The organism is Undibacterium sp. Ji83W (assembly GCF_049340385.1).
Taxonomy (GTDB): Bacteria; Pseudomonadota; Gammaproteobacteria; order Burkholderiales; family Burkholderiaceae_D; genus Undibacterium.
On record NZ_JBMPOZ010000003.1, the window covers coordinates 337,590 to 355,046 of the forward strand.

General features: G+C 50.9%; 14 protein-coding genes. 12 read left to right on the forward strand and 2 right to left on the reverse strand.

Annotation, left to right across the window (positions count from 1 at the left end; genetic code table 11):
• Positions 1 to 14: 14 nt before the first annotated feature.
• Positions 15 to 692, forward strand: a complete 678-nt coding sequence (locus ACO0LD_RS08335; RefSeq protein ID WP_423005605.1) for a DUF1045 domain-containing protein — start codon at positions 15 to 17, stop codon at positions 690 to 692.
• An 18-nt stretch (positions 693 to 710) separates the two neighbouring features.
• Here ACO0LD_RS08335 and ACO0LD_RS08340 read toward each other — a convergent pair whose 3' ends face one another.
• Positions 711 to 1,592, reverse strand: coding sequence for a LysR family transcriptional regulator (locus ACO0LD_RS08340; RefSeq protein WP_423005607.1), 882 nt, complete (start codon positions 1,590 to 1,592; stop codon positions 711 to 713).
• 132 nt (positions 1,593 to 1,724) lie between these two features.
• Between ACO0LD_RS08340 and ACO0LD_RS08345 the strand changes: the two genes are divergently transcribed.
• A complete protein-coding gene (locus ACO0LD_RS08345) occupies positions 1,725 to 2,369 on the forward strand; it encodes an NAD(P)-dependent oxidoreductase (protein WP_423005609.1) in 645 nt (214 codons plus the stop codon).
• 20 nt (positions 2,370 to 2,389) lie between these two features.
• Complete coding sequence (locus ACO0LD_RS08350; RefSeq protein ID WP_423005611.1) at positions 2,390 to 3,604, forward strand: MFS transporter; 1,215 nt, start codon at positions 2,390 to 2,392, stop codon at positions 3,602 to 3,604.
• Here ACO0LD_RS08350 and ACO0LD_RS08355 read toward each other — a convergent pair whose 3' ends face one another.
• Complete coding sequence (locus tag ACO0LD_RS08355) at positions 3,605 to 5,104, reverse strand: PLP-dependent aminotransferase family protein (RefSeq protein WP_423005613.1); 1,500 nt, start codon at positions 5,102 to 5,104, stop codon at positions 3,605 to 3,607.
• 184 nt (positions 5,105 to 5,288) lie between these two features.
• Between ACO0LD_RS08355 and ACO0LD_RS08360 the strand changes: the two genes are divergently transcribed.
• The 9 genes from ACO0LD_RS08360 to ACO0LD_RS08400 all read left to right on the forward strand — a co-directional run bounded on the left by ACO0LD_RS08360 (position 5,289) and on the right by ACO0LD_RS08400 (position 17,373).
• Positions 5,289 to 6,557 carry a 4-aminobutyrate--2-oxoglutarate transaminase gene (locus ACO0LD_RS08360; protein ID WP_423005615.1) on the forward strand — a complete coding sequence of 423 codons (1,269 nt, stop codon included), beginning with the start codon at positions 5,289 to 5,291 and terminating at the stop codon, positions 6,555 to 6,557.
• A 91-nt stretch (positions 6,558 to 6,648) separates the two neighbouring features.
• A complete protein-coding gene (locus ACO0LD_RS08365; RefSeq protein ID WP_423005617.1) occupies positions 6,649 to 7,770 on the forward strand; it encodes an ABC transporter ATP-binding protein in 1,122 nt (373 codons plus the stop codon).
• A gap of 69 nt (positions 7,771 to 7,839) precedes the next feature.
• Positions 7,840 to 8,871, forward strand: coding sequence for an ABC transporter substrate-binding protein (locus tag ACO0LD_RS08370; RefSeq protein ID WP_423005619.1), 1,032 nt, complete (start codon positions 7,840 to 7,842; stop codon positions 8,869 to 8,871).
• Between the two features lie 88 nt (positions 8,872 to 8,959).
• Positions 8,960 to 10,252, forward strand: coding sequence for an ABC transporter permease (locus tag ACO0LD_RS08375; RefSeq protein ID WP_423005621.1), 1,293 nt, complete (start codon positions 8,960 to 8,962; stop codon positions 10,250 to 10,252).
• Positions 10,253 to 10,265: 13 nt separating this feature from the next.
• Positions 10,266 to 11,102, forward strand: coding sequence for an ABC transporter permease (locus ACO0LD_RS08380; protein ID WP_423005623.1), 837 nt, complete (start codon positions 10,266 to 10,268; stop codon positions 11,100 to 11,102).
• 12 nt (positions 11,103 to 11,114) lie between these two features.
• Positions 11,115 to 12,569: an NADP-dependent succinate-semialdehyde dehydrogenase gene (gene gabD, locus ACO0LD_RS08385; RefSeq protein WP_423005625.1), complete on the forward strand. Its 1,455-nt coding sequence runs from the start codon at positions 11,115 to 11,117 to the stop codon at positions 12,567 to 12,569.
• A gap of 600 nt (positions 12,570 to 13,169) precedes the next feature.
• Positions 13,170 to 14,174: a porin gene (locus ACO0LD_RS08390; RefSeq protein WP_423005627.1), complete on the forward strand. Its 1,005-nt coding sequence runs from the start codon at positions 13,170 to 13,172 to the stop codon at positions 14,172 to 14,174.
• Positions 14,175 to 14,326: 152 nt separating this feature from the next.
• On the forward strand, positions 14,327 to 15,349 hold the full coding sequence (locus tag ACO0LD_RS08395) for an extracellular solute-binding protein (RefSeq protein WP_423005629.1): 1,023 nt from the start codon (positions 14,327 to 14,329) through the stop codon (positions 15,347 to 15,349).
• A 356-nt stretch (positions 15,350 to 15,705) separates the two neighbouring features.
• Positions 15,706 to 17,373, forward strand: a complete 1,668-nt coding sequence (locus ACO0LD_RS08400) for an acid phosphatase (RefSeq protein WP_423005631.1) — start codon at positions 15,706 to 15,708, stop codon at positions 17,371 to 17,373.
• The last annotated feature ends 84 nt before the right edge of the window (positions 17,374 to 17,457 follow it).

Sequence of the window (17,457 nt, forward strand, 5' to 3'; positions counted from 1 at the left end):
GCACAGGACATGGCATGACAAGATATGCCCTGTATTTTGCTCCCGATGGTCCATGGTGGCAGCAAGGGAGTAACTGGCTGGGACGCGATGCAGCCAGCGGCCAGTTACTGTCCCAGCCCGCCATTGCCAAGCTGGATGCAGACTTGCAAGGGCAACTGACCAGCGATGCGCGCCGCTATGGTTTTCATGCCACGCTAAAAGCACCTTTCCAGCTTGCTGATGGCCTGAGCGAGGCTCACTTGTGCCAGGCCTTGCAGGAATTTTGCGCGCAGCAAAACATCATCAAGATACACGCGCCACAAGTGCAATGGATGGGTAAATTCCTGGCCTTGCGAGCTACTGGCGACCAGACTTTGCTGAACGACTTTGCCTTTAACTGTGTCCGCCACTTCGATCATTTCCGTGCTGCCATGAGCGAGGCCGAACTGGCGCGCCGTCAGAAAATCCCATTGACCGTCCGACAAAACGACTTGCTGCTGGAATGGGGCTATCCGTATACGGCAGAAGAATTCCGCTTCCACATGACGCTGACTGACAAGCTGGATGCAGGGGCAATTGCAGACAGTCTGCATGCTGCCGCAGTCCAGCATTTCACTTTGTCAGAGCCCTTGACCATTGACGGCATTGCCCTGTTCGTGGAAGCTGAGGCTGGCGCAGATTTTGGTTTTCTGGCGCGCTTTCCATTTGGCTGATGCACGCACAGCTACCTCTCACATTGCGTATCTGGCGACATGATCTGCCAACAAGGCCAAGGCATGGCGTACCTTGGCTGGCTGCTCATCACGACGCGGCGTAATTGCATGCATCACCAGGTCAGGCAATTTCCAGTCGAGCAAGACCGGTACCAGGCTGCCATTCGCCAAAGCCTGGTGGTCATCTTCACTCACCGCAATGCTGATCCCCCAGCCTGCAAGGCATAGCGCATGCAGGGCCGTGACTTGCGTAGCCCTGATCCTGACTGGCAGCTTCATTTCAATGCTGGTCTTGTCTGGCCCGGACAATTGCAAATGACGGGTAGACGCGCCACCCAGCCAGACATGCTGTTCCAGATCATGAGGGTGCTGCGGCCAGCCATGCTGATTCAGGTAGGACGGCGCTGCACATAGCTGGGCAGGCATGCTGCCCAGCTTGCGTGCCACCAGGCTGGAATCAGGTAAGTTTCCGACCCGTAGCGCAATATCTATACGCTCATCAATCAGGTCAACCACGGCATCATCCACCAGCAGGCACAAGCTCAGCTTGGGATATTTTTGTAGTGGAGCCAGCGCTTGCGCCAGCATGCCACCAAAACCTATAGGCGCGGCAATGCGTAATTCACCCTGCGGCTCATCCCTGTGGCGGGCCAGTGCCTGTTCGGCAGAACGGGCAGCCGCCACCATGGCAGCACAACCTTCAAAGTAACGCGCACCTGCTTCTGTCAGCGTCAGTTTGCGTGTTGAACGATGTAGCAAGGACAAACCGAGGTCAGATTCCAGCGCCCGCAAATGCTGGCTGACTGCAGACGGCGTCATGCCCAGCTTGCGGGCGGCACTGGTCAGCGAACCTGCGGTGACGACCTCGGCAAACAGGGCCATGCGCTTGTACTGTTCCATCTTCACTCCAGACAAGCCATCAATTTGTTAGTACAGCTTCACAGTGTTAGCGATTTTAACTATCTATTCAAGAAATAGTTAAGCATTCAAACTATGCATCACAAACTAAGCATACACACAAAGGAGTTTCAAATGAAAATCGCATTAATTGGCGGCACCGGTTTTGTAGGCACACCCGTTTTGGCAGAATTGCTGAGCCGTGGCCATGAAGTCACCCTGCTGGCACGCACCCCTTCCAAAATAGCAGCGCAAGCTGGGCTTACCGTGGTGCAGGCAGATGTACTGGATGCAACGCAGGTAGCACAGGCTGTGGCCGGGCAAGACGCCGTGGTCAGCGCCTACAACCCGGGCTGGGGCGAAGCGCAAATCCACGATCTGTTCTTGCAGGGTACACAAGCCATCTTTACCGGCATCAAACAGGCAGGCGTCAAGCGTCTGCTGGTCGTCGGTGGTGCAGGCAGTCTGTTCGTCGCACCTGGTGTGCAACTGGTAGATACACCGGGATTCCCTGCCGAATACAAGCAAGGCGCACTGGCAGCCAGGGAAGCCCTGAATCTCATCAAGAAAGAAGACACACTGGAATGGACCTTCCTGTCACCACCTATAGGCCTGGCTCCCGGTGAGCGTAGCGGGCAATACCGGGTAGGTGCAGACAATCTGCTGCCTGGCCTTGCTGATGCACCAGCGGGCATTTCTGTACAGGATCTGGCAGTTGCTATCGTGGATGAGCTGGAAGCGCCGAAGCATATCCAGAAGCGTTTCACCGTCGCCAATTAATTTCCCTCTGATTGCCCATCATGTCCAACACAATGCAGACCACAACAGCATCAGCAAATGTCAAAACTGTTGAAAGCACCCAGCGCAGATTTTTATATGCAGTGACTGCGCTGGGCCTGGGTGCATTTGCCATAGGTACCGGCGAATTCGCCATGATGGGCTTGCTGCCGGAAGTGGCACAAGATCTTGCCGTATCCATACCAGAGGCTGGCCATGTCGTCAGTGCCTATGCCTTTGGCGTGGTCATCGGTGCACCGATGTTTGCCGTGCTGACAGCCAGTTGGCCGCGCAGGACTTTGTTGATCGCGCTCATATTGCTGTTCGCAGCAGGTAATTTTGCCGGAACGCTGACTACAGATTTTCTCTCGCTGAATATTGTGCGCTTTATCGCTGGCCTGCCGCATGGTGCTTACTTTGGTGTCGCCACGCTGGTCGCCGCCAATATGGTGGCCCCGCAAAAACGTGCGACGGCAGTAGGGCTGGTCATTTTGGGCCTGACCAGCTCTACCCTGCTTGGCGTACCTGCTGCAACCTGGCTAGGGCAAGCATGGGGCTGGCAGGCTGCTTATGTTTTTGTCGCCACCCTGGCTTTACTCAGTAGTGTCGCGGTGTATTTCGCCATACCGGATGTGCCCGCAACAAAAAATGCAAATCCCGGAAGTGAGCTGGGTGCACTGGCCAACAAGCAGGTCTGGTTCACATTGGGCATAGGTGCGGTAGGATTTGGTGGCATGTTTGCCGTCTTCAGTTACATCAAACCCATACTCACTGAAGTCACCAAATTGTCTGCTGGCGTCATCCCTTTGATACTGTCACTGTTTGGCGTTGGCATGGTGGTTGGCAGCATGCTGGGTGCCCGTCTGGCAGATAAAAACCTGCTGCGTGCTATCGCTGGGCTGCTGTTGTGGAATGCGCTGGTTTTAGGCGGTGTCTCTTTCGCGATGGCATATACCGTATCAGCAATCATCTGGATATTTTTGCTCGGTACCCTGGTCGCTATCGGGCCTGCCTTGCAAATACGCCTCATGGACGTGGCAGGTGACGCGCAGACTCTGGCTGCCGCTTTGAATCACTCCTCCTTCAATGTCGCAAACGCACTTGGCGCATGGCTGGGTGGCGCTGTCATCACGATGGGATATGGCTGGACCTCAACCGGTTGGCTGGGCGCATTGCTGGCATTGGGTGGACTGGCTGTCTTTGGGCTATCGATCAGAACTTCATCAGGCATGCCCTGACTATGTTGTCGGCCAATGCTCTTTGATGATCTGCGCGAGTTTATCGAAAGCTGGCTGTATCTGATCATCAGGAACGCAGGCGTAACCCAGTAGCAGGCCGGGCTTCGCCGTTGCCTTATGCATGTAGTAGCGAGACAAAGGACGGGCGACGATGCCAATGGCACGGGCGGCCCGGCTGATGGCGAAATCATCAGCCCCTGCAGGCAACTCCAGAGCAAGATGTAATCCCGCTTCGCCACCACCGGTAGGAAGCTGATCACCAAAATGATGTTGAATGGCTTGCTGCAAGAGGTTCAGGCGTTTTGCGTAAAGCAGTCGCATGCGCCGTATATGAGAAGCGAAATGCCCTTCCCGCATGAAGTCAGACAAGATAGCCTGGATAAACATTTGCCCGCCACGATACAGTTCAGAGTGTCCGGTTGCAAAAGCGTCTGCCAGTTTTTCTGGCACCACCAGAAATCCTACTCTCAGGCCGGGGAATAGTGTTTTCGTGAACGTTCCCATGTACAGCACGCGATCATTCACATCCATGCCTTGCAGCGAAGCCAATGGCCTGCTGCCGTAACGGAATTCGCTGTCGTAATCGTCTTCGATGATCCACGCTTGTTTGGCAGCCGCATATTCCAGCAGCATGCGTCGCCGCGACAGGCTCATCACCGTTCCCAGAGGATATTGATGTGATGGTGTAACAACAATGAAACGAGGTGGCAATTGCAAATCCTTGGGATGCAAACACATGCCTTCTGCATCGACAGGAATCGGCACAGGCTGTATCCCTTGTGACTGCAAGACGCTACGCGTACCCCAGTAGCATGGATCTTCCAGCCAGGCCCGGTCACCATTTTCACCCAGCATGCGCATGATCAGGTCAATGGACTGATGAATGCCTGTCGTGATCAACACCTGCCCGGCTTTGCAGTTAACAGATCGGGCAACCCGTAGATAGTCTGCAATAGCTTCGCGCAATGGAAAGTGGCCACCAGCATCTCCATAAGTCATCAAATCAGCGCGTGAGCGTCGCCAGGTTTTATTTTGCAAACGACTCCAGATTTTATTCGGGAACAGCGTGACATCCGGCACACCAGGCATAAACGCGCCCCACTGCAAATCACTGACCCCGGCTTTTTGCAATAGTTGCTTGCCGCGATGTGACAAGCCTGACGAACCAATTTGCTGATCCCCCATATCGGCAGTTGCTTTGTTGTGCGGGAACAACGTAGCGATCTGATCGGAAACGGTATCGGCAACAAAACTGCCAGCTCCGCGTCTGGTTTCCAGGTAGCCCTCTGCAATCAATTGCTCATACGCATACGTGACTGTATTGCGCGACATCTTCAATTCTTTGGATAAATCCCTGGACGATGGCATTTGCAGACCCGCAGGCAGGCTGCCAGATAACACCGCTTCACGGATAACCTGGTAAATCTGGCGATTGACCGGACCACCATTGGCGCGGTCTATACGCTGCAGCAAAAAGTCTGGCAAAGAGGCGATGCGCAAAATACCACCATTTAATAGTCGGGATTGAATACATACGATTTATACGATAGCACCAATTGACCTCCGCAAAGTGGCTCCATCAAATAATCAAAAGTGGATATATAAGATAGCACCAGATCGACCTTAATATGAGCCATCACTTAGTCGTCACAGACGTATTGCTCTAGAACAGGGAAATGAATATATGAAGAATGTCGATTTACAGCAACGCAAGGAAGCCGCTACACCACGCGGTGTTGGTGTCATGTGTCAATTTTATGCCTCGCATGCACAAAATGCAGAACTCTGGGATGTCGAAAACCGGCGCTATATAGACTTTGCCGCTGGCATTGCCGTTCTGAACACAGGTCATCGCCATCCAAGATTGATCAGCGCGATTCAGGCGCAGATGGAAAAGTTTACACATTCCTGCTATCAGATCGTCCCCTATGAGAGTTACATAGAGTTGGCTGAACAGATCAATCAGCTCACACCTGGTACCCATGCCAAGAAAACAGCATTATTTTCGACCGGTGCCGAAGCAGTTGAAAATGCAATCAAAATCGCACGGGCTGCCACAGGCCGCTCTGCCGTAATCGCTTTTACCGGTGGCTTTCACGGTCGCACCATGATGGGCATGGCACTGACAGGTAAAGTTGCGCCCTACAAATTGGGATTCGGCCCCCTGCCGTCTGAAGTCTATCACGTGCCCTTCCCTGTCGAATTACACGGCATCACTACGGCCAATTCCCTGGCGGCCTTGCAAGCACTGTTCAGGGCCGATATTGATCCCAAGCGTGTCGCCGCCATCATTCTGGAACCAGTGCAAGGCGAAGGTGGTTTCTATGCTGCCCCGTTCGACTTCATGCAGGCCTTGCGTAAATTATGCGACGAGCACGGGATTTTATTGATTGCAGATGAAGTACAGACCGGCTTTGCCAGAACCGGAAAACTGTTTGCAATGGAACATTACGCAGTGACTCCCGACCTGATGACCATGGCTAAAAGCCTGGCTGGTGGCATGCCTCTTGCTGCTGTATGTGGCCGGGCCGACATCATGGATGCACCAGCACCTGGTGGTTTGGGAGGCACTTATGCAGGCAATCCTCTGGCCATTGCTTCGGCCCTGGCCGTATTGCAGGTCATCAAAGACGAACAATTATGCGAACGTGCACAAATACTGGGTGACCGCTTGAAAGAGAAGCTGAATTCATTGCGTACCAAAGTGCCCCACATTGCTGATATACGCGGACTGGGTGGCATGGTTGCCGTGGAATTTAATGACCCTGTTCGTGCTCAACCTGATGCGGATTTCACCAAGCGAGTGCAGGCCCTGGCACTGCAAAAAGGCCTGCTGTTGCTCACTTGCGGTACTTATAGCAACGTCATCCGCTTCCTGTTTCCATTGACGACTTCCGATGAGCTGATGGACGAAGCACTGTCAATACTCGCCGAGGCGATGCAGCAAGCCTGATTTCTCAGGTAAGCAGGTGCTACAGCATATTTTCTGCAGCACCTGTTGATGTCAGAAAAAAGCAGAAAACACAAATACAGGGGGACATAGCTTGGAACAGGAAAATACAACGACCGACGGGCAAGACACACTAGTGGCTTTTCGCGGTGTGCAAAAGACCTATGATGGCGAAAATCTGGTCGTCAAACACCTGGACCTGAATATCCGCAAAGGAGAATTCCTTACTTTGCTTGGGCCTTCAGGTTCAGGAAAGACAACCTGCCTGATGATGCTGGCCGGCTTTGAATTTCCTACTGGCGGAGAAATTTATCTGGGTGGCAAACTGCTGAACAAAGTGCCCCCCCATAAGCGCAATATCGGCATGGTGTTTCAAAACTATGCCTTGTTTCCACATATGACCGTTGGGCAAAATGTGGCATACCCGCTGCAAGTGCGTGGCATGAATGCCAGCAGCCGCGCCGACAAAGTCAGGAAGGCACTGGATATGGTGCAAATGGGTAAATTCATCGACCGTTATCCTGCACAATTGTCTGGTGGACAGCAGCAACGTATTGCACTGGCACGTGCCCTTGTTTTTGATCCTGAACTGGTACTCATGGATGAGCCCCTGGGGGCTTTGGACAAGCAATTGCGTGAGCACATGCAATTGGAATTGAAGGCGCTGCATCATCGCCTGGGGCTGACATTCGTCTACGTCACACATGATCAGAGCGAAGCACTGACGATGTCAGACCGGGTGGCCGTTTTTGATCAAGGTATCGTTCAACAACTGGCAGTGGTAGATCACCTCTATGAATACCCAGAAAACCAGTTTGTAGCCGGTTTCATCGGAGACAATAATAAATTCAAAGCTCGCGTCGTCTCCAGCAACAACGGCAATTGCGAGGTTGCCCTTCCAGACGGCAGCATACTACGCGGCATCAATGCCAATGCAGCACAGGCAAATCAGGACGTGATTGCTTGTGTACGCCCCGAGCGCGTGCGCCTTGCGGCACATGACAATGCATTTGGCAACTCATTTGACAACATTCTCAGGGCCTCGGTCTCGGATCTGATCTATTTTGGTGACCACGTGCGCGTACGGTGCGCTCTTCCCCAACAAGAAGATTGCTTCGTCAAGCTGACCTTGAACGATCCTGCACTGACAAACTTAAGCTCTGGATCACATGTCACGCTCGCAGTTGACCCGGAACGCTTGCGCGTATTCATCTAGTTCTGCCGCCACAAAATAATAAATACTTATTTGTCGATGTCCTTGTAAACCCAAACTAAGAGAGCCCATATGAAACCTGCTATAAAACCTGTACTGCTTTCACTGCTTTTGTCTACTGGCCTGGCGCACGCCGCAGAAATTACCGTAGTCAATTTTGGTGGTGCCAACGGCAATGCGCAAAAATCTGCTTATGTGGAACCCTTCCAGGCCGCAACTGGCAACAAAATTGTTTCCGTCGAATACAACGGTGAAATGGCAAAAATTAAAGCCATGGTGGAAGCAAAGAAAGTCAGTTGGGATGTCGTTGAAGTTGAGTCGGGTGAAATTGGCCGTGCCTGCGAAGAAGGTTTGCTGGAAAAAATAAATATCAGCAAACTGGGGAAAAAATCTGACTTCATGCCAGAAGCCCTGCATGAATGCGGTGTTGGTGCCTTTGTCTGGTCAACTGTATTGGCTTATAACGCCGATAAACTCAAGTCGGCACCAGGCGGCTGGGCAGACTTTTGGGATGTGAAAAAATATCCCGGAAAACGCGGCATGCGCAAAGGTGCGCGCTACAACCTTGAGTTTGCATTGATGGCTGATGGCGTTCCAACCAAAGACGTGTACAACGTCCTCTCGACCAAGGCTGGTGTTGACCGTGCCTTCAAAAAACTGGATGCACTGAAGCCAAATATTCAATGGTGGGAAGCTGGTGCACAACCGCCACAATTCCTGGTCGCTGGCGACGTCGTCATGACAACAGCATTTAACGGACGCATCGATGCAGCACAACGTGAAGGTCGTAACCTCAAGGTTACCTGGGCAGGCAGCATCTATGACCTGGATTTCTGGGTAATTCCTAAAGGTTCTACCAACAAGGAAACCGCAGAAAAATTCATTGCTTATGCCTTGACGCCTGAAGCGCAGAAAAATTATGCACAGAAAATCGCTTATGGACCAGTGAACGTCAACACACTGAAATTACTGGATGCAAAAACACTGGCTGACTTGCCGACTTCCAGCAATAACGCCAAGGATGCGATCCAGCAAAACCTGAAATTCTGGACCGATCACGGCGAAGACCTGGAACAACGCTTTGCAGCGTGGGCAGCAAAATAATTCAGGCCCCGCTTTTATCAGAATGGATGTCGCCCGTGGAAATGGGCGACATCGCTTGACTTAGTTCGACATTATTAGGCATTCCGACATGACCACAGCAACAATCGCAATAGTGCCTGCTTCTGGTGCTTCTGGTATTACTGCCGAAAGATCGCGATCGCAATTAAAGCGCGACTTACGCGCAGCACAGTTGCGTAAGAAAATCACTGCACTCGCATTAATCGCCCCCCTCGCCATTTTTTTGCTGATCACGTTTATCGTTCCCATCGCCATATTGCTCGTCCGTGCAGTTGATAACCCCGAAGTGGCATCGACGTTGCCAAAGACGGTGAAGGCCCTCAGCCAATGGGATAAACAAAATCTACCGGATGACGCTGCATACTTTGCCTTGTCTGCCGATCTGACCATCGCCAAAGAAAGCAATACAGGCGGCACTTTGGCACGTCGTATCAATTCCGAAATTCCCGGTGCACGTTCTGTCATCATGAAGACCGTCCGTGCCATGCCATTACTGGATGCCGATGGCCATCCTCTGTCAGAAAAAGAAGTGAAACCGGCGCTGATTGCGCTGGATGAACAATGGAGACAAGCAGGATACTGGCAAATCATTGCCAAAAACAAGGCACGATACTCTCCGTATTACCTGCTCGCTTCACTGGATATGAAGCAAGACCGCTTGGGTAATATCGAACGTGTCGATGATGAACAGGCAGTCTACGTCAAAATATTTTCACGCACCTTTGTCATCAGCCTGGTGGTGACCTTGTTATCTCTTGTTCTCGCCTATCCACTTGCTTACTGGTTCTCACTGATGTCAGAGCGACGCGCCAATTTGTTCATGATCCTGGTATTGATCCCGTTCTGGACTTCGATACTGGTCAGGGTTGCGGCATGGATAGTTTTGTTGCAGTCGGAAGGCCTGGTCAATAAAGGATTGATGGCAGCCGGACTGACACAGGCACCGCTTGAATTACTCTTCAACCGTTTTGGTGTGTATGTTTCCATGACCCATATTTTATTGCCGTTCATGATTTTACCTTTGTATAGCGTCATGAAGGCAATCCCGCCTACCTATATGCGTGCAGCCATTTCTCTGGGCAGCCATCCTTTCGCTGCATTCTGGCGTGTCTACGTCCCGCAAACTTTACCAGGCGTTGCAGCCGGTGGTTTGCTGGTGTTCATCCTGGCGCTCGGTTACTACATCACTCCGGCATTGCTGGGGGGGCCGAATGAACAAATGGTCAGCTATTACATTGCCTATTTTACGAATGTGACAATCAACTGGGGCATGGCTTGTGCGTTAGGCAGCCTGTTGCTCGCAGCGACGCTGGTGTTGTATAGCATCTATCTGCGCTTCACAAAAACTGAAGTTGCTTCGTAAGGGAAATGATCTGATGAAATCTTCTTTGCCACTTTTTCCTCCCCATGCATCCTTGATCGAACGTATGTGGTTCATTTTCCTGCGAGCGACAAATCTGCTGACCTTGCTATTTCTCGTGTTACCAATTTTGGTCATCATCCCCTTGTCGTTCTCGGACAGTACATTTCTGGCCTATCCTATTCCCGGGTTTTCTTTGCGCTGGTATGAAAATCTTTTTCACTCAAATGAATGGATGCGTGCGGCGAAAAACAGTTTCATCGTTGCACCACTGGCCACCGTTATTGCTACAGTATTAGGTACGCTGGCCGCAATGGGACTGAATAAAGCTGCATTTACTGGCAAGGCATTGTTGATGGCTATCCTGATCTCACCCATGGTGGTGCCGGTGGTCGTGGTAGGTGTCGGCGTGTATTTATTCTTTGCCCAGATCGGGCTTTCGGACAGCTATACCGGGCTGGTATTTGCCCATGCCGCTTTGGGTGCGCCGTTTGTCGTCACTACCGTGTCGGCAACCTTGCAGGGCTTCAATCACAATCTGGTGCGTGCCAGCCTCAGCCTGGGAGCAGGTCCGCTCAGGACGTTTTTTCGCATTACCTTGCCAGTGATAGCGCCCGGCTTGATTTCTGGTGCCCTGTTTGCTTTTGCCACATCCTTTGATGAAGTCGTGATCACCTTGTTTGTTGCAGGGCCAGAGCAAACAACCTTGCCACGTCAGATGTTTACTGGCATCCGTGAAAATATCAGTCCTACCATCGCTGCACTGGCAACGATACTGATCGTATTCTCAACTTGTCTGCTACTCGCACTGGAGTGGCTACGTGGCCGCAACAAGGCTGCCGCAAAATTTTAACCAGGAAAAATCATGTTACAGCTTAAAGATCCGACACTACTGCGTCAGCAAGCCTATTTGAATGGCAATTGGTGTGATGCTGACGATGGCAGTGTTTTTGCAGTCAATAATCCGGCAACTGGTGAGCTGCTAGGTCATGTTCCACGGATGCGCACTGCCGAAACCCGGCGTGCCATTCAAGGAGCCAAGGATGCATGGCCAGCATGGCGAAAAAAAACGGGCAAAGAGCGGAGTGCGATTTTACGTCGCTGGAACGATCTGATGTTGACCAACCAGGACGACCTCGCCCTGATCATGACAGCCGAGCAAGGCAAACCACTTGCTGAAGCAAAAGGTGAAATCGCTTATGCCGCTTCTTTTATAGAATGGTTTGCCGAAGAAGCCAAGCGTGTAAGTGGCGATACCTTGCAGTCACCCTGGAGTGATCGCCGCCTGCTGGTACAAAAAGAACCGATTGGTGTTTGTGCGGCGATCACACCATGGAATTTCCCCGCAGCGATGATTACACGAAAAGCTGGCCCGGCGTTGGCCGCAGGTTGCCCCATGCTGGTCAAACCTGCTGAAGCAACACCTTTTTCTGCCCTGGCACTGGCAGAACTCGCGCATCGTGCAGGTGTGCCTGCCGGCGTGTTTAGCGTACTGACCGGAACACCCAAAGAAATCGGTGCAGAGATGTGCAGCAATCCGATAGTCAGAAAACTGAGCTTCACAGGTTCAACTACAGTTGGCCGGCTGCTGATGCAGCAAAGTGCACAGACGATCAAGAAGCTGTCTCTGGAGCTGGGAGGAAATGCGCCATTCATCGTGTTCGACGATGCTGATCTTGACGCTGCAGTAGAAGGGGCAATGGTATCCAAATTCCGCAATGCCGGGCAGACCTGTGTATGTGCCAATCGCATCTATGTGCAAGATGGCGTATATGATGCTTTTGCCGCCAAGCTGGTAATCGCCGTAGAAAAACTGTGCCCAGGAAATGGCATGCAGGCAGAAGTCAATCAGGGGCCCTTGATTGACGAAAAAGCGGTACAAAAAGTTGAATCACATATTGCCGATGCCGTGGCCCATGGTGGCCGCGTGTTGACCGGTGGCCGACGCCATGCTTTGGGAAAAACTTTTTTTGAGCCGACAGTCATAGCGGATATCAGTGTCAATAGCCTGGTTGCCCGCGAAGAAACCTTTGGTCCATTGGCACCGCTGTTTCGTTTTAAAACGGACGAAGATGTCATTGCCATGGCCAATGACACCGAGTTTGGTTTGGCAAGCTATTTCTACGCGCGTGACATTGGACGTATCTGGCGTGTCGCAGAAGCCCTGGAGAGCGGAATGGTCGGCGTCAACACAGGACTTATCTCAAATGAAGTTGCACCCTTTGGTGGCGTGAAGCAGTCGGGACTGGGACGGGAAGGATCACGCTACGGCATGGACGATTATCTGGTGATGAAATACGTCTGCCTTGGTGGGCTGTAATTCTCGAATAGCCGGTACGTCTTTCTCTCCCTCATGCATGCTTCGTTCTTCTGAGCCATTCAGACCACGAGTATTTTAAACACAGTAAGAGACTGAATTTTTACCAGCAGTAGAAACAGGTTTTCACTGCTGGTAAAACACCTTTTGCAGTAACGAATTCCATCATCAAACCGCAGCGCATTTGAATGTGCTCGTCGACATTTCTTTATCCCAAATCAACAACACCGAATGCGCATGTGACCCGGCACAAATCGCTAACCTGTGCCTCCTGCTTTTGCGGCACTTGCAGACACGCTGCTGCATCAAGCTGCTGCTGCGATCTGTGTCTCCTTTTCGTCATGGCTCCATCAAATAATCTGAAGTGGCTCTACAGGCTAAGTCTGTCGCCGTCTTACCATGTTCTTCGAAATTATCGCCTTACCAAGGAAGGAAACGATGCAAAAGAGAAAATCGTTTCAATGAATCCACACTGTCCCAACTGATCGTTTTCTCTCAGGTACATGTCGGAATTTCGAATATAAAAACTGTCGTCAATCATTTTGCATGATGCGATTGAACGAAAATCATTAAATGTAATTTTACAAAATTGAGGGAAATTTCATGAAAAAAATGGCGATTGCACTGGGACTGATAGGTGCGTTTTCGGGAGCTGCATATGCGCAAAGTTCAGTGACAGTCTATGGTGTTGCAGATTTGGGTTTAGTCGCAGAGAGTGGGGGTGCGGGTGGTTCAGTCGCCAAACTGTCGAGTGGTGTCGAGGCAGGTTCCCGTTTGGGATTCAAAGGTATCGAGGACCTCGGTAACGGCCTGTCAGTTAACTTCGTGCTGGAAACTGGCATAGCGATGGATACCGGCGGCAGCAATCAAGGTAATACCCTGTTCGGACGTCAGGCACTGGTCGGTCTGAAGGGCGGCTTTGGTAGCGTTTCCGCAGGCCGTCAATACACACCTTTGTTCCTCTCCCTGGATAGCGTCGATCCGTTCGGTACCGGGCTGGCTGGCGCGTCGACCAACCTGTTTGCCTACTACCCGACCAGCGGCAATGCGCGCATGACCAACTCTGTCATCTACAACACGCCGGGAATGGACGGCTTTACCGGCACGCTGGCATACGGCTTCGGTGAAGTGGCAGGCAACACTTCCGCCAACCGTCAAATTGGTGCATCCCTGACTTATGAACAGGGACCAATCCTGATCACACTGGTACATCACAACACCAATGATGCAATTGCATCGGACAGTGCAAAAACGACTTTGCTGGGTGGCGCTTACAACTTCGGCCCTGTCAAACTGCATCTGGTCTATGACAGCAACTCTGGCCCTGGAAGCACCAAGAATACCGATGCACTGATAGGTGTATCCGCACCACTCGGTGACGGCACCCTGATGGCATCTTATATCCACAAGGATGACAAGAGCGCTGCAGACAAAGATGCCAGTCAGATAGCCATTGGCTATAGCTACCCACTGTCGAAACGCACCAACATCTATACGGCCTACGCACGTATCAATAACAAAAACGGTGCTGGCTATACGGTTGGAAATGCCATCGAAAGCGGCTCTGGTGACAAGGCATTCAACCTTGGCATTCGCCATAAGTTTTAACGTATTGCGCGGTCTGGCCTGATCGGGTCGGACCGCATGATTGTTAATATTTACATACATCATGACCACGGCACAATTCTATTTTCTTTCAACATGCCATGATTCTTGAAAAAGGCTTGAAATTGAAAACAAAGAAAACTTCTCCAAAAAAGATGTTAGCTACTCTGCTTATTTGCAGCACATCATTCTCTGTGCAAAGCGCAGAACTTAGCTTCGTTTCTTTTGGCGGCGCTTTACAAGCTGCACAACGCGAAGCCTTTCTGGTGCCCTATACTAAGGCAACGGCAACTAAGGTGACAGACAAAAATTGGGATGGTGGAATCGGCAAGTTAAGCATGCGCTCTCAACTTGGCACTCACGATTGGGATGTTGTCCAGGTGGAAGGTGAAGATTTTATTTTAGGTTCGCGTGCCGGCATGTTCCAGAAATTAAACTGGCAAAACCTGGGAGGTAAGGAAAAGTACATTCCGCAAGCTGTTGCCGATGATGGTGTCGGCGCTATCTTCTACAGCATTGTACTCAGTTACGACAAATCCAGGTTTCAGACAGAACCCAAATCGTGGGCAGATTTCTTTAACCTGAAAAAATTCCCTGGCAAAAGAGCATTGCGTAAAACTGCAAAAACCACATTGGAAATCGCCTTACTTGCAGATGGTGTTGCGCCACATGACGTATACAAAATATTGGCTACCCCAGTTGGCCAGGCCAGAGCTTTCAACAAACTGGATCAAATCAAACTGAGCATCATTTGGTGGGAAGCTGGCACTAAACCAGTCGATTTGTTAATGAATAAGGAAATTTCCATGGCTTCTGCCTATAACGGCCGCATTGCAGCGGCACAGCAAAAGGGTGCCGACAATCTAGCCATACAATGGGTCAATAACCTGGCCATGATGGACTGGTACGTCATCATGAAAGGTGGAAAAAACCAGGAAACTGCCCATCATTTTCTCTCTTATATCAATACATCTGAGGTACAAGGCAATCTTCCAAAATTGATACCGTACGGTGTGTCACGCCTGGATGTCATGAAGAGATATTCTACCGACGCTTATCGCAATTTACCGACACACCCCGTCAACGTCCAGACATCGCTGAAGATCGACGACAAGTTCTGGGTGGAGTACGGTGAAAAGCTGGAGCGTTTATTCGTCTCATACGCTTCCTTATATTAATTGATCGATCATCGCTCAATAATGAAGCCACCAAGAGATTTTGTCGAAGAACTTTTTGGCTAATGTCACGAAGTCTTTGCGTCCGGCTATAGCAATTCTCTGGGAGATACCAAAGTCGTTTTTCATGTGCAAGCGTCATGCGATCCTGCTAAATCCAAACTGTTTTTTCTCTGGATCTGATTGAGATGACCCGACCGTTATACGTCGGCGAGACTTTGCGCATCTGACTGGGACATTAGGATACAAAATCATCGCACGAAATATTTTTGGCTCAGCTACAATCGTATTAATACAGAATTGCACTTCGAGCCTGAGCCCACCATTCCAATCCAGTATCCATTATGTCAGATAAGTCTTTGACCACTCATAGGGAAGATTCAGATTTCCCGACCGATCCAACTCGTCGCCGTTTACTACAAGGTGCAGCTATTGCAGGCGTTGTGGGGAGCCTGCCTGTCGTGGGAGAAGCTGCTACGCACAAAATGGATAAAGTCGTGACAGGTTCTCTGGACACCAAACTTAAAGCGCATATTAAAAATGTGGTCGTGATTTATCTGGAAAACCGCAGCTTCAATAATCTGTTCGGCAACTTCCCTGGCGTCAGCCAGCCTTTGTCCGATGTTCCGGCTTCTGTTTTTACACAAAAAGACAGGGATGGTTCTGTCTTGAGCACTTTACCCAAAGTATGGGGTGGAATGGTGCCACGTGCACAAAACCTGGGCGGTAAAAACTATGTTATTGCGGAGGACAAGATCACTGATCTGCCAAATGCGCCATTTGCCTTGAAGGACGCAGAGGGCTTGCCTCTTCCTGAATCAGTGATCACACGGGATTTGTGGCATCTGTTCTATCAAAACCAGATGCAGATCAACGGCGGGAAAAATGACCGCTTTGTCGCCTGGGCAGATTCAGGTGGACTGACAATGGGCCACTACGGAGAAACACAAAAGAATCTCGATTTATGGAAAATCGCACAGCAGTATACACTGTGCGATAACTTCTTCATGGCAGCATTTGGTGGCTCATACTTGAACCATCAGTTCCTGATCTCTGGCAGAACTCCCGAATATTTTGATGCACCAAATACCCCGGCGAAGAAAAAAATAGCCCTCACTGAAGATGGCCCAACTGGAGTGAAACTGGCGATAGACAAGGATTGTCCGCCGTCAGCAATGGACGGCAAGCCGAAATTCGTCAGCGACGGCGCCATTACCCCTGACGGCTATGCAGTCAATACCATGGCCCCACCCTACCAGCCCAGTTACATCAAGCCAGCTCCTGGTGGAGATACCACATTGGCTGATCCCCAAGATCCCAGCACTTTGCCACCACAAAGCTATGACACCATTGGGGATTTGCTGTCACGTAAAGGTGTCAGTTGGGCCTGGTATGGTGGTGCCTGGCAAGTCGCCCTGGAATACAAGGGCGGCGGTGAAAAACCCAATTTCCAGTATCACCATCAACCGCTCAATTATTTCAGGCAATTCGCGCCGGGCACCCCGGCACGCAAGGAACATTTACGTGATGGCGGCTTGGGTGACAGCCCCATTTCCAACAAGTTTCTAGCAGACGTTATTGCAGGGAAATTACCTGCCGTCGCGTTTTATAAACCGCAGGGTAATCTCAACATGCATGCGGGTTATTCTGATGTTGAATCTGGTGATCAGCATGTCGCCAATGTACTCGAGCATTTGAAGAAAAGCCCTCAGTGGAAAAACATGCTGGTCGTCATTACCTTCGATGAAAATGGTGGCTGGTGGGATCATGTGACACCGCCCAAAGGCGATCGCTGGGGACCAGGATCACGCATTCCTGCGATTATTGCTTCCCCGTATGCGAAGAAAGGGAATGTCGATCATAGCTTCTACGATACGACATCAATAATGCGTTTCATTACCCGCCTGCACGGCTTACCGCTGCTGGAAGGCATTAAAGTGCGTAACGCTGCGTTTATTGAGCGGGGTGCTTTGCCACCGGGTGATCTGACTGGTGCACTGAGTTTCGCTGAACACCATGTGAGTTAAAAACAAGACAGCGCGGCACCGCTTTTAGCATGCATGGATGATGTTGCCAACTAGTTCCAATAAGCTGTGTCCTCAATCAGTCTT

Bases quoted from the DNA above. Each gene is read 5' to 3' on its own strand.
- ACO0LD_RS08335 (WP_423005605.1), top strand. From the start codon at position 15: ATGACAAGATATGCCCTGTATTTTGCTCCCGATGGTCCATGGTGGCAG.
- ACO0LD_RS08340 (WP_423005607.1), bottom strand. From the start codon at position 1,592: ATGGAACAGTACAAGCGCATGGCCCTGTTTGCCGAGGTCGTCACCGCA.
- ACO0LD_RS08345 (WP_423005609.1), top strand. From the start codon at position 1,725: ATGAAAATCGCATTAATTGGCGGCACCGGTTTTGTAGGCACACCCGTT.
- ACO0LD_RS08350 (WP_423005611.1), top strand. From the start codon at position 2,390: ATGTCCAACACAATGCAGACCACAACAGCATCAGCAAATGTCAAAACT.
- ACO0LD_RS08360 (WP_423005615.1), top strand. From the start codon at position 5,289: ATGAAGAATGTCGATTTACAGCAACGCAAGGAAGCCGCTACACCACGC.
- ACO0LD_RS08370 (WP_423005619.1), top strand. From the start codon at position 7,840: ATGAAACCTGCTATAAAACCTGTACTGCTTTCACTGCTTTTGTCTACT.
- ACO0LD_RS08375 (WP_423005621.1), top strand. From the start codon at position 8,960: ATGACCACAGCAACAATCGCAATAGTGCCTGCTTCTGGTGCTTCTGGT.
- ACO0LD_RS08380 (WP_423005623.1), top strand. From the start codon at position 10,266: ATGAAATCTTCTTTGCCACTTTTTCCTCCCCATGCATCCTTGATCGAA.
- gabD (WP_423005625.1), top strand. From the start codon at position 11,115: ATGTTACAGCTTAAAGATCCGACACTACTGCGTCAGCAAGCCTATTTG.
- ACO0LD_RS08390 (WP_423005627.1), top strand. From the start codon at position 13,170: ATGAAAAAAATGGCGATTGCACTGGGACTGATAGGTGCGTTTTCGGGA.
- ACO0LD_RS08395 (WP_423005629.1), top strand. From the start codon at position 14,327: ATGTTAGCTACTCTGCTTATTTGCAGCACATCATTCTCTGTGCAAAGC.